This is a genomic window from Herbiconiux sp. 11R-BC (assembly GCF_049472555.1).
Taxonomy (GTDB): Bacteria; Actinomycetota; Actinomycetes; order Actinomycetales; family Microbacteriaceae; genus Herbiconiux.
This window is the reverse complement of record NZ_JBCEBO010000002.1, coordinates 420,538-435,604: the sequence shown is the minus strand read 5'-3', so window position 1 is coordinate 435,604 and position 15,067 is coordinate 420,538. Positions and strand designations below refer to the sequence as shown.

Annotated in this window: 9 protein-coding genes; all 9 read left to right on the top strand. The window is 72.4% G+C overall.

What is annotated here, in order from left to right; genetic code table 11:
• Positions 1-2 precede the first annotated feature (2 nt).
• Positions 3-944 (top strand): ABC transporter permease, encoded by a 942-nt coding sequence (locus tag VD659_RS07025; RefSeq protein ID WP_423260411.1) that lies wholly within the window; start codon positions 3-5, stop codon positions 942-944.
• On the top strand, positions 941-2,770 hold the full coding sequence (locus tag VD659_RS07020) for a dipeptide/oligopeptide/nickel ABC transporter permease/ATP-binding protein (RefSeq protein WP_423260410.1): 1,830 nt from the start codon (positions 941-943) through the stop codon (positions 2,768-2,770). Before VD659_RS07025 ends, VD659_RS07020 begins: the two co-directional genes overlap by 4 nt.
• Positions 2,767-3,627: an ATP-binding cassette domain-containing protein gene (locus tag VD659_RS07015; protein WP_423260409.1), complete on the top strand. Its 861-nt coding sequence runs from the start codon at positions 2,767-2,769 to the stop codon at positions 3,625-3,627. The genes VD659_RS07020 and VD659_RS07015 overlap by 4 nt, the downstream gene beginning before the upstream one ends.
• A gap of 65 nt (positions 3,628-3,692) precedes the next feature.
• Positions 3,693-6,167, top strand: coding sequence for a glycoside hydrolase family 3 protein (locus VD659_RS07010; RefSeq protein ID WP_423260408.1), 2,475 nt, complete (start codon positions 3,693-3,695; stop codon positions 6,165-6,167).
• Positions 6,164-7,654, top strand: a complete 1,491-nt coding sequence (locus VD659_RS07005; RefSeq protein WP_423260407.1) for a family 43 glycosylhydrolase — start codon at positions 6,164-6,166, stop codon at positions 7,652-7,654. The genes VD659_RS07010 and VD659_RS07005 overlap by 4 nt, the downstream gene beginning before the upstream one ends.
• Positions 7,651-10,572, top strand: coding sequence for a family 78 glycoside hydrolase catalytic domain (locus tag VD659_RS07000; RefSeq protein WP_423260406.1), 2,922 nt, complete (start codon positions 7,651-7,653; stop codon positions 10,570-10,572). Before VD659_RS07005 ends, VD659_RS07000 begins: the two co-directional genes overlap by 4 nt.
• A complete protein-coding gene (locus VD659_RS06995; RefSeq protein WP_423260405.1) occupies positions 10,565-12,361 on the top strand; it encodes a DUF5605 domain-containing protein in 1,797 nt (598 codons plus the stop codon). The genes VD659_RS07000 and VD659_RS06995 overlap by 8 nt, the downstream gene beginning before the upstream one ends.
• On the top strand, positions 12,358-13,125 hold the full coding sequence (locus VD659_RS06990) for an SDR family NAD(P)-dependent oxidoreductase (RefSeq protein ID WP_423260404.1): 768 nt from the start codon (positions 12,358-12,360) through the stop codon (positions 13,123-13,125). Before VD659_RS06995 ends, VD659_RS06990 begins: the two co-directional genes overlap by 4 nt.
• The gene (locus tag VD659_RS06985) at positions 13,122-15,044 is read left to right on the top strand and encodes a hypothetical protein (RefSeq protein ID WP_423260403.1); all 1,923 of its coding nucleotides are present in this window, start codon (positions 13,122-13,124) and stop codon (positions 15,042-15,044) included. The genes VD659_RS06990 and VD659_RS06985 overlap by 4 nt, the downstream gene beginning before the upstream one ends.
• The last annotated feature ends 23 nt before the right edge of the window (positions 15,045-15,067 follow it).

Here is a 15,067-nt window from a genome sequence, read left to right as displayed (position 1 = left end):
CGTTGCTCCGCTTCACCATCCGCCGCCTCGTGAGCGGCGTCATCCTCCTCTTCGTCATCTCGAGCGTCGCCTTCCTGCTGCTGAACCTCGGAGCGGGCGACGTGGGCCGGCGCATCCTCGGCCCCGGCGCCACCGCCGACACCGTGGCGCTGAAGAACCAGCAGCTCGGGCTCGACCAGTCGGTCTTCACGCGCTATGTCGACTGGCTCGGCGGCGCCGTGCGCGGCGACTTCGGCAGCTCGTGGTTCACCAGCCAGCCCGTCGACCAGGCCATCGTCTCCCGCCTCGCCGTGACCCTCTCTATCGTGGTCGGCGCCACCATCGCGAGCGGCGTGATCGCCACCGTGCTCGGCGTCTGGGCGGCCCGCCGCCGCGGCTGGGCCGACAAGCTCGTGCAGGTGATCGCCGTGCTCGGCTTCGCCATCCCGGGCTTCCTCGTCGCCATCTTCCTGGTGAACGTGTTCGCGCTGAACCTGCACTGGTTCAAGCCCACCGGCTACGTGCAGATGAGCACCTCCTTCACCGGGTGGATGAGCTCGGTGACGCTCCCCATCGCCGCCCTCTCGATCGGCGCCATCGCGGCCATCGTGCAGCAGGTGCGCGGCTCGGTCATCGACGCCCAGCGTCAGGACTGGGTGCGCACCCTCCGCAGCCGCGGTCTCTCGGAGAACCGCATCGTCTTCAAGCACGTGCTGCGCAACGCGGGAGGCCCGGCGCTCGCCGTGCTCGCCGTGCAGTTCATCGGGCTCGTCGGAGGCGCCGTGATCGTGGAGCAGATCTTCGCCATCCCCGGCCTCGGCCAGATCTCGGTGTCGGCCACTGCTCAGGGCGACGTGCCCCTCGTGATGGGACTCGTGGTCGTGGTCGGCGCGCTGGTCGTGATCGTCAACCTCCTGATCGACCTGATCCAAGGATTCCTGAACCCGAAAGTGCGTGTGTCATGAGCGAATCCGCCACGAACCCCATGCCCGACACGGCCACCGACGAGCGGGCGGCCCGCTCCCACCTGGCGCGCCGGATGCTCCGCAACGGCGCCGGCCTGTTCGCCATCGTCGTGCTCGGCCTGATCGTGCTCGCCGCCATCCTGGCTCCGTTGCTCACGCAGCAGGACCCGAACTTCTCCAACATCCAGAACCTCGGCGCCGCCCCCAGCTCCGATCACCCACTCGGCACCGACGGCGCGGGCCGCGACATCCTGGCCCGCCTGCTCTACGGCACGCGCTACAGCCTCGCCGCCGCCCTGCTCGGCACGGCGATCGCCGCGCTGATCGGCGTGGTCGGCGGCCTCATCGCCGGCTACTACGGCAAGTGGTTCGAGTCGGTCTCGTCGTGGCTCGTCTCGGCCATCATGGCGCTGCCCGGCATCGTGGTTCTGCTCGCGGCCCGCGCCGTGCTCGGCCCCTCGCTCTGGCTCGCCATGGCGGTGTTCGGCGTGCTGCTCTCCCCCGCCTTCTATCGGCTCGTCTACACCGCCGTCGTGAACGTGCGCGGCGAACTGTTCGTCGACGCGGCCCGCGTCTCGGGCGTCGGCGACCCGAGCATCATCGGCCGGCACATCCTCTCGGTGGTGCGGGCGCCCATCATCATCCAGTTCGCCTTCGTGATGGGGATCGCCATCGCCATCCAGGCCGGACTCGACTTCCTCGGTCTCGGCGACAGCTCGGTGCCCACCTGGGGCAACATGCTGAACGACGCCTTCGCCCGCATGTACAAGAACCCCGTTCTGCTGGTCTGGCCGAGCGTCGCGATCGCGCTCACCTCGGTGGCGCTCGCCCTGTTCGCGAACGCCCTGCGCGACGAACTCGAGCGCAGCGGCAAGGTCAAGCGTCGCCGTGCCCCGCGCCGCGGGGCGGCCGCCGCTCCGGTGGTCGTGCCGGCCACCGTGGTGGTGCACCCGGAGACCGGGACGGATGCGCGCGACAAGCTTCTGGTGGTCGACTCGCTCGTGGTGGGATACGACCAGGCCGACGGCCGTGTCAAGCAGGTCGTGAACGGCGTCTCCCTCGCCGTGGCCAAGGGCGAGGTGCACGGCCTGATCGGCGAGAGCGGATCGGGCAAGACGCAGACGGCCTGGTCGATCCTGCGCCTGCTGCCCGACGGCGGCCGGATCGTGGGCGGCAGCGTCGTGTTCGAGGGCACCGATCTCGCCTCGCTCAGCGAGGTGGAGATGCGCAAGATCCGCGGCCGGCGCATCTCGTACATCCCGCAGGAGCCGATGTCGAACCTCGACCCCTCGTTCACCATCGGGAGCCAGCTGGTGGAGCCGATGCGCCTCGCGCTCGGCATCTCCAAGGCCGAGGCGAAGAAGCGCGCGCTCGACCTGCTCGCGCGGGTGGGCATCCCGAACCCCGAGCGCACCTACGCGGCCTACCCGCACGAGGTCTCCGGCGGCATGGCGCAGCGCGTGCTGATCGCCGGCGCGGTCTCCTGCGAGCCGGACCTCGTGATCGCCGACGAGCCGACCACCGCGCTCGACGTCACCGTGCAGGCCGACATCCTCGACCTGCTGCGCGGGCTGCAGAAGGAGCTCGGCGTGAGCATCCTCATCGTCACGCACAACTTCGGCGTGGTCGCCGACCTCTGCGACCGCGTCTCGGTGATGCGCGACGGGCTGATCGTGGAGACCGGGCCCGCACGCTCGATCTTCGCCGACCCGCAGCATCCGTACACCAAGTCCCTGTTCGACGCGATCCTCGAAGACGGCGCCGCCCGCGGCGCGCTCGAGCTCGCCGCCGATCGCCACGTCACAACCGGAGGTGCCACGTCATGACCGAGCCGCTGCTCGTGGTCGACCAGCTCGTGGTCGACTACCCCGTGAAGGGATGGCGACGACCGCCGTTCCACGCCCTCAAGGGCGTGTCGCTCGACATCAAGCCCGGCGAGTGCGTGGGCCTCGTGGGCGAGTCCGGCTCGGGCAAGACGACGCTCGGCCGGGCCGTGCTCGGCCTCGCCCCGGTGACCGGCGGGAGCATCCGCTTCAAGGGCGCCGAGATCGGGCACCTCTCGCGCAGGGAGCGCCGCACCCTCTCCGACGAGATCCAGGTGGTGTTCCAGGACCCGTACTCCTCGCTCAACCCCTCGCTCACGATCGAGCAGTCGCTCACCGAGCCGCTGCGGGTGAAGAAGGCCTCGGCGGCCGAGGCCTCCAAGCGGGTGCGCACGCTGCTCGACCAGGTGGGGCTGCCCGCGAACGCCGCCGGGCGGCTTCCGCGCGAGTTCAGCGGTGGCCAGCGACAGCGCATCGCGATCGCCCGGGCCCTGGCGCTCTCGCCGCAGCTCATCGTGTGCGACGAGCCGGTGTCGGCGCTCGACCTCTCGACGCAGGCGCGCGTGCTCGATCTGTTCAAGCAGATCCAGGAGGACACCGGCGTGGCCTACCTCTTCGTCTCGCACGACCTCGCGGTGGTGCGACACCTCAGCCACCGGGTGGCCGTGATGTACCACGGCGAGATCGTGGAGTACGGGCCGGGCGACAAGGTGACCTCCGACCCCGAGCATCCGTACACCCAGCGGCTGCTGCTGGCCGCTCCGGTTCCCGATCCGGTGCTGCAGGAGCAGCGCCGCGCCGACCGGCGACGGCTGATCGACTCGCAGAACGAGATGGCGGTGCAGGCCGGCGCCCTCTGACCGGACACACCCCACCGACCGCAATCCACGACCGGCGGCGCAGAAGCCGCCAGGAAGAACGACAGATGACCGACCTCACCACCCCCCGCGACCTCGAGCTCGAGCAGGAAATCGACTCGGTGCTCGCCCAGCTCACCCTCGAGGAGAAGGTGCTCCTGCTCAGCGGGCGCGACTTCTGGAGCACGGTGCCGATCGAGCGGGTCGGGCTGCGCAGCATGGTGCTCTCCGACGGACCCTCCGGCGTGCGCGGGCCGGAGTGGGACGAGCGCTCCCCCTCCCTCAATCTGCCCTCGGCCTCGGCGCTCTCGGCCGCTTTCGACCCGGCGATGGCCCACCGCTACGGCGCGGTCGCGGCCTGCGAGGCCCGCCGCAAGGGAGTCGACGTGGTGCTCGGCCCGACCGTGAACCTGCACCGCTCGCCGCTCGGCGGCCGCCACTTCGAGGCCTTCAGCGAAGACCCGGTGCTCACCGGCGAGCTGGCCGTGGCCTACGTGAACGGCCTGCAGGACAACGGTGTGGGCGCCACGCCCAAGCACTACGTCGCCAACGACTCGGAGACCGACCGGTTCACCGTCGACGTGCGGGTGAGTGACCGCTCGCTGCGCGAGCTCTACCTGCTCGCTTTCGAGAAGGCCGTCGTGGAGTCGCGGGCCTGGCTCGTGATGAGCGCCTACAACTCCATCAACGGCGTGACCGCCACCGAGAACGCGCTGCTCGAGACTCCTCTCAACAGCGAGTGGGGTTTCGACGGCGTGGTGGTGAGCGACTGGACGGCCGTGCGGTCGCTGGCCTCGGCATCCGCCTCTCAGGATCTGGCGATGCCCGGTCCCGACGGGCCCTGGGGCGCCGCTCTGGTGGATGCCGTGGAACGCGGCGACATCGACGTGGCGCACGTCGACCGCAAGGTGCGCCGCCTGCTGCGCCTGGCCCAGCGGGTGGGAGCCCTCGGCGAGCACGCGCCGGCGCCGCTCGTGCACGTGGAGGACGGCCTCGCCTTCGCCCGCTCCGCCGCCGCCGAGGGAACCGTGCTGCTCGAGAACAACGGAGAGCTGCCCTGGAACGCCTCGGCGTTGCGCCGGGTGGCCGTGCTCGGCAACAACGCCGACGTCGTGCGCACTCAGGGCGGCGGCAGCGCGACCGTGCTGCCCGAGCACACCGTCTCGCCGCTGGAAGGACTGCGTGACGCCCTGCCCGGCGTCGAGGTGGTCTACTCGGTGGGCGCGGTCAACCAGGTGGGCCTCGCCGGCATCCCTCGCGAGCGCATGACGAACCCGGTCACGGGTGCGGCCGGAGCCCGGGTGAGCTTTCGCGACGGCGACGGCGTCGAGATCTTCCACGAGGACCGCCTCGCCACCGAGCTGGTCTGGTTCGGCGGCACCGCCCCCATCGCCGAGGCGCGCGAGATCGAGGTGTCGTTCAGCTACCTGCCGACGCAGGACGAGCGCATCGACATCGGATTCGCCGCCACCGGCCACGGACGGTTCTGGATCGACGGCGAGCTCGTCATCGACGAGGTCGTGGTTCCCGACGGCGAAGACCTCGGTGCCGCCTTCCTCTCGCCCGCCACCCGCACCACCTCGGTGGACTTCGTGGCGGGCACCCCCGTGGCCATCCGCTTCGTCTACGACTCGCCCGCGCGCGACGACGCCCTCGCCGGCGCGCTCGCACTCAACGTGGGCACCCGCCCGACCGTGGTCGACGAGGACCAGCTCATCGCGGAGGCGGCCGAGGCCGCCCGCGACGCCGACGTGGCGCTCGTGGTGGTGGGCACCAACGCCCGGGTGGAGTCGGAGGGCTTCGACCGCGACGACCTGGCGCTGCCGGGCCGGCAGGACGACCTCGTGCGCGCCGTCGCCGCGGTGAACCCCCGCACGGTCGTGCTGGTGAACTCCGGTTCGCCGGTTCTGCTGCCCTGGCGGCACGACGTGGCCGCCGTGCTCGTGGGCTGGTTCGGCGGGCAGGAGTTCGGCCACGCCGTCGCCGACGTGCTGCTCGGTCTCGCAGAGCCGGGCGGGCGGCTGCCCACCACCTGGCCGGCGGCCGACGCCGACGTGCCGGTGCTCGACACCGTCCCGGTCGACGGCGAGCTCGTCTACGACGAGGGCATCCACATCGGCTACCGGGCCTGGCTGCGGTCGCCCGTGGCTCCGGCCTACTGGTTCGGCCACGGGCTCGGCTACACGACCATCGAGCTCGAGAGCGTCTCGGCGCCCGCCACGGCGGTGGCCGGCGAGACGATCGACGTGACGGTCGACGTGGTGAACCGCGGCGACCGCGACGGCAAGCAGGTGGTGCTCGTGTTCGCCGAGCGCCCGGACTCGGCCGTCGAGCGAGCCGTGCGCTGGCTGGTGGGCTTCGCGCCGGTGCGGGCGGCCGCAGGCGAGAAAGCGAGCGTCGACATCAGCGTTCCGACGCGCCTGCTGGCCACCTGGGACGAGGGCTGGCGGTACGAGCCGGGCTCGTACACGCTCCGGGTGGGCACCACCGCGGTGGAGCTGCCGTTCGAGGCGGCGGTCGAGCTGACGGAGGCGCAGGCATGACGCTCCCCAACCCCCTGCTCCCCGGCTTCAACCCCGATCCCAGCATCGTGCGGGTGGGAGAGGACTACTACCTCGCCACGAGCACCTTCGAATACCTCCCGGGCATCCCGATCTACCACTCGCGCGACTTCGTGACCTGGACGCAGATCGGCAACGTCGCGACACGCACCGGCCAGCTCGACGTCGAGGCCACCCCGACCGCGGGCGGCGCCTGGGCGCCGACCATCCGTCACCGTGACGGCGTGTTCCACCTGGTGATCACGGATGCGTTCGGTCGAGGAACCCTGCACTTCACGGCCGAGCAGGCCGAGGGCCCGTGGAGCGACGGCGTGGTGTTCGACGGTATCGACGGCATCGACCCCGACCTGGTGTGGGACGACGACGGCACGGCCTACCTCACCTTCTCCGGTCTCGGCGTGAACCCGGCGCTGCCCACTTTCATGCACCATCGCGGCCTGCTGCAGGCCAAGGTCGACCTGGCGGCGGGTCGCGCACTCGAGGAGCCGAGGAGCATCTGGTCGGGTGTCGGCGGGCAGTTCCCCGAGGCCCCGCACCTCTACCACATCGGCGACTGGTGGTACCTCGTGATCGCCGAGGGGGGCACCGAGCGCGGCCACGGCGTCAGCGTGGCCCGCTCCCACAGCCCCGAGGGTCCGTTCGAGACCGCCGCCGGCAACCCGCTGCTGACCGCCCGCGGCACAGGCCGGCCCATCCAGAACACCGGCCACGGCGACCTCGTGCAACTGGCCGACGGGCAGTGGCGGCTCGTGCTGCTCGGCGTGCGCCCGCGCAGCATGACCCGCGCCTTCTCCGCCCTCGGCCGCGAGACCTTCGTGACCACGGTGGAATGGCGCGACGGCTGGCCCGTGTTCGAGCCCGTGCAGCTCACGCCCCGCGACGGCGTGGTGACCTACCGCGACGACTTCGTCGCGCCCGAGCTCGCCCCGGCCTGGATGGCGGTGCGCCGCACGCCCGAGACCATCGCCACCGTGCGTGAGGGCTCGCTCCAGCTGCGCGCCGACGGCAGCACGCTGGACGACCTGGTCCCCGTCTTCCTCGGCCGGCGCCAGCAGCACCAGACCGCCACCCTGCGGGTGCGGATCGACGTCTCGGCCGGCGTGGGCGGCCTCGCCGTGCGCTACGACGAGCGCTTCCACTACTCGATCGCCGCCGGCGCCGGCCGCGTGGTCGCGCGCGGTGCCATCCCCTCCTTCGAGCGCACGGCCGAGATCGCGAGCGACTCCGCCGTGGTCGAGCTCGAGATCACCAGCCGCCCGCCCGGCGGTGACCCCTTCGACGATCGCACCTCCGACGTCGTCGAGCTCGCCGCTGTCATCGACGGGGAGCGCACGGTGCTGCTCGAGCTCGACGGCCGCTACCTCTCCTCGGAGATCGCCGAGTCGTTCACCGGCCGGGTCGCGGGCGTCTTCGCGCTCGAGGGATCGGTGGCCGTCGACTGGTTCGACTACCGGGGCTCCGACGAATGACCGCTGTCGTCGACCGGCTCCGGGCCGAGCTGAGGGACGACAGCACCGCCGTCGCCACCCCCGCTCCGCGCCTGAGCTGGACCGTTCTGAGCGAGGAGCCGGGCTGGCGCCAGGCCTCCGCCGAGCTGCGCAGCGACGGGCAGGTGGTGCGCCTCGACGGGCCCGACAGTGTTCTCGTGCCGTGGCCGTTCGCGCCGCTCTCCGCCGGCGAGTCGCGCGAGCTCGCGGTGCGGGTGACGGCCGACGACGGGCGCACCACCGACTGGAGCGCCCCGCTCCGGGTCGACGCGGCGTTCACGGATGCCTGGCCCGGCCAGCCGATCGGCCTCGCCGACCCGGAACGGCCGGCCCAGCCAGTGCTCCTGCGCACCACCTTCGAGGTCGACGCGCCTCTCACCCGCGCGCGACTCCTCTTCACCGCGTTCGGCGTGGCCGACGCGGAGCTGAACGGGCAGACCGTCGACACGGGCCTCTTCGCGCCGGGCTGGACGAGCTATCGCGACCGCCTCGTGCACGAGACGATCGACGTGACCGGGCTCGTGCATCCGGGGTCCAACGCCCTCGGGGTGCGGCTGGCCGGGTGCTGGTTCACCGAGGAGTACGGCTTCCACGGATTCACCGAACGCCTCTACGGTGAGCAGCCCAGCTTCTCGGGGCACCTCGAGCTCGACTTCGCCGACGGGTCGCGCCGGATCGTGGCCGCGACGGGCCCCGGCTGGCGGGCCTCGGGATCCGGGCCCATCACCGCCAGCGGGCTCTACGCGGGCGAGCACCACGACCTGCGGCTCACGCAGCCGGGCTGGTCGGAGGCCTCGTTCGACGAGGGCGGCGAGGAAGACGGGGGCGGATGGGCGCCCGTGCGCGTGGGCGGCACGCCGATGCCGATGCCGGTTCCCGAGGCGCGCATCGCGCCGCCCGTGCGCCGCATCGAGGAACTGCCCGTGCGGGAGGTCATCGCCTCGCCCTCGGGCGCCCTGCTGCTCGACTTCGGGCAGAACCTCGTGGGCCGGCTGCGCCTGCGCGTCGACGGCCCGGCGGGCACGCGGATCGTGCTGCGGCACGCCGAGGTGCTCGAAGACGGCGAGCTCGCGCTGCGCCCGCTTCGCGCCGCCGAGGCGACTGACAGCGTCGTGCTCGACGGCTCGGGGCCGGTGGACTGGGAGCCCGCGTTCACCTTCCACGGCTTCCGCTACGCCCAGGTCGAGGGCTGGCCGGAGGAGTTCGACCCCGCCGCCGTGACCGCGGTGGTGCTGCACAGCGACCTGACCCGAACGGGCCGCTTCGCCACCTCCGACCCGCTGCTCGACCGCTTCCATGAGAACGTGGTGTGGGGGATGCGCGGCAACTTCCTCAGCATCCCCACCGACTGCCCGCAGCGTGACGAGCGGCTCGGCTGGACCGGCGACATCCAGGTGTTCGCCCCCACGGCATCCTTCCTCTTCGACTCCGAGGCCTTCCTCGTCTCGTGGTTGCGCGACCTCGCCCACGAGCAGGCGCGCCAGGGCGGGGTGGTGCCGGTCGTGGTTCCCACCACGCTGCAGGGGCCCTTCGAAGGCGCCATCGCCGCCTGGGGTGACGCCGCCACCGTCGTGCCGTGGGCGCTGTACGAGCGTTTCGGCGACCTCGGCGTGCTGCGCGCGCAGTACCCGAGCATGACGGCCTGGGTGGATGCGGTGCTCGCGGGCGCGGGCGAGTCCGGCCTGTGGGCGGGCACCTTCCAGCTCGGCGACTGGCTCGACCCCACGGCGCCGCCCGACCGGCCCGACCAGGCTCGGGTCGACCCCGACATCGTGGCGACCGCCTACCTGGCCCGGTCGCTGCAGATCGTGGCGGATGCGGCGGCGGTGCTCGGCGAATCCGCCGACGCCTCGCGGTACGCCGCGGCCGCTTCGCGCTCGCGGGCGGCGTTCCGTGACGAGTACGTCACGCCCGCCGGCCGCATGCTCTCGGATGCGCAGACCGCTTACGCCCTCGCCTTGCAGTTCGGCCTGGTGACGGATGCGGCGGTGCGCGAGAAGCTCGCCGCCCGCCTGGCCGTGCTGGTGCGCCGCGACGGCTACCGCATCGGCACCGGTTTCGTCGGCACGCCGCTCGTGACCGACGCGCTCGCCGAAGGCGGCCACCTCGCGGCCGCCGGGCGACTGCTGCTGCAGACCGAGAGTCCGTCGTGGCTGCACCCGGTGACGCTCGGGGCCACCACGGTGTGGGAGCGCTGGGACTCGCTGCTCGACGACGGCCGGGTGAATCCGGGCGAGATGACATCGTTCAACCACTACGCCCTCGGAGCGGTGGCCGACTGGATGCACCGCACGGTCGCGGGGCTCGGGCCGGCCTCGCCCGGCTACCGCACGCTGCGGATCGCGCCACGACCGCTCGCGGGGCTCACCTTCGCCTCGGCCTCGCACCGCACGCCGTACGGGGAGGCGTCGGTGGGATGGCGGCGGGATCACAGCGACGCCGGAACCGTCGTGCAGGTGACCGCCGTGGTGCCGGCGAACACCTCGGCGCTCGTCTCGCTGCTGGGGCAGGAGGAGTTCACTGTGGGCTCGGGCCGGCACGAGTTCTCGTTCGTGGAGCCGTCGTCGGAGGCACCTCGGCCGTCGACCCCGCTCTCGCTCGACTCCTCCACCGCGGCGATCATTGACGACCCCGAGGCCTACCGGGCGGTGCTCGAGACGCTCGCGCGGGTCGATCCGCCGCGGGTCGAGGGCTTCCGCAGCCAGACCGCGTGGGTGGAGGGGCGCACGCTCCGGCAGTCGATCCTGTTCGCCACCGGCGAGGTCTACGCCGCGGTCGACGAGGCGCTCGCCGCGCTGGCGTCTCCGCCGGCGTCTCCGCTCGCCTCTCCGCTCGACGCGAGCGCAGCATCCGTCCCACCCGCCCCGACCACCACCGCAGAAGGACGCACCGATGTTTGACAAGGGTTCCGAACTGGGCGACGCCCTCGCGAGCGCCGAGGCGCGGGCGGTGCTCGAGAGGCACCTGCCCGGGCTCGTCAGCTCGCCGATGCTCGCGCAGCTCCTGGGCGTACGGCTCGGCCAGGTGGTGATGATCAACCCGGCCACGCGCGACGACGAGCAGATGCTCGCCACGCTCTGGGCCGAGCTCGCCGTGGTCAGCGACGGGGGCGCTCCGAAGGAGTACGGGGCGGCGATCGAGCCCGACCCGGACTACGAGAGCGAGTCGGTCGCGCGCGGTTCCGCCTCCGTCCGCCTGCCCTCGCCGACGCCGCGCTGGGGCGTGGTGGAAGTGGCGCTCGAGGGGCCGAGTCACGGGAACCCGTTCGTCGATGTGGAGCTGACGGCGACGTTCCGGCACGCCGGCGAGGCCGGCACCGGCCGTTCGCTCGAGGTCGGCGGCTTCTACGACGGCGACGGCCGCTACCTGCTGCGGATGCTCGCTGAAGACGAGGGGGAGTGGTCGTTCACCACGCGCTCCACCGCGCGCTCACTCGACGGGCTCTCGGGCACGATCGAGGTCACCGCCCCCGAGGCCGGAACGCACGGCCCGGTTCACGTCGACGGCTTCCACTTCGCGCACGCCGACGGCACCCGGCACCGCCCCCTCGGCACCACCGCCTACGCCTGGACCAACCAGGGCACCCGGCTCGAGGAGGAGACCCTCGCCACGCTCGCCGAGGCGCCGTTCACGAAGATGCGCATGTGCGTCTTCCCGAAGTCGTACCTCTACAACTCGAACGAGCCCGACATCTACGCCTTCGAGGGCTCGCCTTCGGAGGGATGGGACTTCACACGCTTCGACGTGCGCTTCTTCCAGCACCTCGAGCAGCGCATCGCGGAGCTCGGGCGGCTCGGCATCCAGGCCGACCTCATCCTGTTCCATCCCTACGACCGTTGGGGCTTCGCCGACATGGGGCCGGCCGTCGACGACCGCTACCTGCAGTACATCGTGCGGCGGCTCGCGGCCCACGCCAACATCTGGTGGTCGATGGCGAACGAGTACGACCTGCTCTGGGGCAAGACCGTCGACGACTGGGAGCGCCTCGCCGCGGTCGTGGGCGCGAACGACCCGCACGGGCACCTCAATTCCATCCACAACTGCCTCGCCTTCTACGACTACTCGAAGCCGTGGATCACGCACTGCAGCACCCAGCGCCTCGACGTGTACCGCACCGCGGAGAACACGGATGCCTGGCGCGAGCAGTGGGGCAAGCCGATCGTGATCGACGAGTGCGCCTACGAGGGTGACATCGACCAGGGCTGGGGCAACGTGACGGGCGAAGAGCTCACGCGGCGCTTCTGGGAGGGCGCGGTGCGCGGTGGTTACGTCGGGCACGGCGAGACCTACCTCAACGACGAAGAAGAGCTGTGGTGGGCGAAGGGCGGGCGGCTCATCGGGTCGAGCCCCGAGCGCATCCGGTTCCTGGAGTCGGTGCTCGCCGAGTCGCCGACGGGCGTGCTCGACCCGCTGCCCTCGGAGTGGGACGTGCCGTGGGGAGGGGTGGCGAACCAGTACCTGATCGGCTACTTCGGGTTCAACCGGCCGAGCTTCCGCACCGTGGTGCTGCCCGAGGGGGAGTACCACGTCGACGTGATCGACACCTGGAACATGACTGTCGACCGGCTGTCCGGGGTGCACAGCGGGGTGGTGCGCGTGCCGTTGCCGGCGAGGCAGTACATGGCGGTGCGGCTGGTGGCAGCCGAAGCGGTGCCCGCGGCGGCTTCGATCGAGGAGGAGAACGCATGAGCGACCGACTGAGCGGAAAGACCGCGCTCGTCACGGGCGCTGCGGCCGGCATCGGCCGGGCCGTGGCAGACCGCTTCGCGGCGGAGGGTGCGCGGGTCGTCTTCGCCGACCGCGATGCGGCGGGGGCGGAGGCCGCCGCCGCCGCAGTGGCGGCAACCGGAGGCTCGGCGCGCGCCGTGGCCATGGACGTCTCCGCCGAGCCGAGTGTGGAGGCGGCCTTCGCCGACCTCGCGGCAGCGGGCTGGACGCCGGATGTGGTGGTCGCCAACGCGGGTGTGCAGCTCTTCGGTCGCGACGCCGAGGTCGCCGACCTCGACCTGGCGGTCTGGCAGCGCACCATCGAGGTGAACCTCACCGGCGCCTTCCTGACGCTGAAGCACGCCGTGCGCGGAATGCTCTCGCTCGGCGGCGGCTCGATCATCCTCACCGGATCACCCACGGCGGTGCGCGGCGAGGGCTCCGACTTCACCGCCTACAGCAGCTCGAAGGCCGGGATGCACGGCCTCGGGCGCACGGTCGCCGCGGCATATGCCCGCCGAGGCATCCGGGTGAACACCGTCGGCCCGGCCTACACGGAGACCGGGCTCGTGACGACCATCCGCGACGACCCGGAGGCGCGTGCGGCGATCGTGAGCCGCATCCCGATGGGGCGGCCGGGGTCGCCTGCCGACCTCGAAGGCATCATGGTGTTCCTGGCGAGCGACGAGTCGGCCTTCGCCACGGGCGCGGTCTTCGCCGTCGACGGGGGCATGACGACGCTGTGACCGAACCGGGTTCGACGACGGAGTCGCTCGGCGCTGCGCCGGGCGCGTCGCCCTGGGGTGCGCCCGAGCCCGAGCCGCTGCGGTGGGCGGCGGAGTCGTGGGCGCTGGAGTTGCGGGGCGACGAGCTGGCCGAGATCCGCTTCGAGGGATCGCTCGTGCTGCGCTCGGTGCGCGCGGTGGTGCGTGACCGCGACTGGCAGACCGTGCCGATGGCGGTGAGGTCGGTGGAGGCTCGCGAGGGGGAGCTGATCGTAGGACTCGCGGCCGTCGGGCTCGGCGCGCGGATCGTCGGCTCGCTGACGGTGTCGGCGCACGCCGACGGGTTGCGCGTGGCGTATGCGGCCCAGTCGCAGACCGCGTTCCTGCGGAACCGGGTGGGGCTCGTGGTGCTGCACCCGCCCTCGGTGGCCGGCGAGGTCCTCGAGGTGACGGCGCCCGACGGGGCCGAGTCGCGCATCCGGTTCCCCCGCGCTCTCGCGCCGCATCAGCCCGCGCGGAACATCGCGGGCCTCCGGTGGACCTCCGACGGCGTGCGGAGCGAGCTGTTCTTCGCGGGCGACGTGTTCGAGATGGAAGACCAGCGCAATTGGACCGACGCCTCCTTCAAGAGCTACAGCACCCCGCTCGAGCTGCCGTTCCCGGTGTTGCTCGAGGTGGGTGATCGTGTCGCCCAGTCGGTGTCGCTCCGCTGCGTGCGGGTCGCGGAGCCCGCGCGATCGCCGGGGGCGCGGCCGCGACTCGTGGCGGCGGGACACCGGGCGCCGCGACTCGGCGTGGGCGCCTCGACCGCTCCGGATGCGGTGCTCACGGTGGGTGCGCCCGTCGCGATCGGCGGGGCCGGGAACTCCGCCCAGCCGGTGGCGGACTTCCTACTGGTCGAGCTGGAGTGCGCCACCCCGACCTGGCGCGCCGCGCTCGGGCGGGCCGTGGCCGAAGCCCGGGGCCGACCGCTCGACGTGCGGATCGTCGCGCCCGAGGCCGCCGTGGGCGAGCCCGGTGGTGCCGGCAGGTCCGGTGACGGCATCGACGAGGTGCTCGCGGCGCTGCGCGGCCTCGAGGTCGAACGCGTGGGTGTCTACGACACGGTCGGCAGCGTCACGCGGCCTGCCCAGTGGCGAGCGCTCACCGCCGGGATCGCTGCGATGGGCATCGGCACGCGGCGCGACGCCGTGACGGCGCCCGCTGAGGGGCCGGCCGCGAACGGCATGCACACTCGCGGCGGCAGCGCGCTCGCGCCTGCCGAGGCGGTGGGCGGTGCGCGCTCGCACTTCACCGAGCTCAACCGCGTTCGCCCGGCGGAACCCACCGCCGTCACCTTCAGCATCACGCCGCAGATGCACGCGGTCGAAGCGGCACAGCTGGTGGAGTCGATCGCCATGCAGCGACTCGTCGCCGCCGACGCGGTGCGCATCGCCGGCGCCCGCCCGGTGCACGTCGGGCCGGTCACCCTCCGTTCCCGTTACAACGCGGTGGCGACGACAGCCGCCCCCTCGAGCCCGCACGCCGACCTCCGCGACGGCTACGGTGCCGCCCTCGTGCCGTCGGCCACCGATCCGCGGCAATCGTCGCCCGCGCTCGCCGCCTGGACCGTCGCGAGCTACGTCGCCCTCGCCGTCGACGGAGTGCACTCCGTCACCTACTTCGAGACCGACGGCCCGCGCGGCCTCGGCTCGGAGGGCACCCGTTGGCCGGTCGCCACGGCGATGGAGTGGCTGCACGAGATCTCGGGCCGGCCGCTTCTCGCCGCCGACGGTCTCCCCGACGGTGTCTGGCTGCTCGCCGCCGAGGTCGACGGCGGTCTCACCGTTCTTGCCGCCAACCTCGCCACGGGACCCGCCCGAGTGGATGTCGCCCTCCCCGACGGGGCCACGCTCTCGCTCGACATTCCTCCGCTCGCCGCGGTGCGTCACCGTGTGTGAGCCCGGAGCCCCGCTCCTGGAGG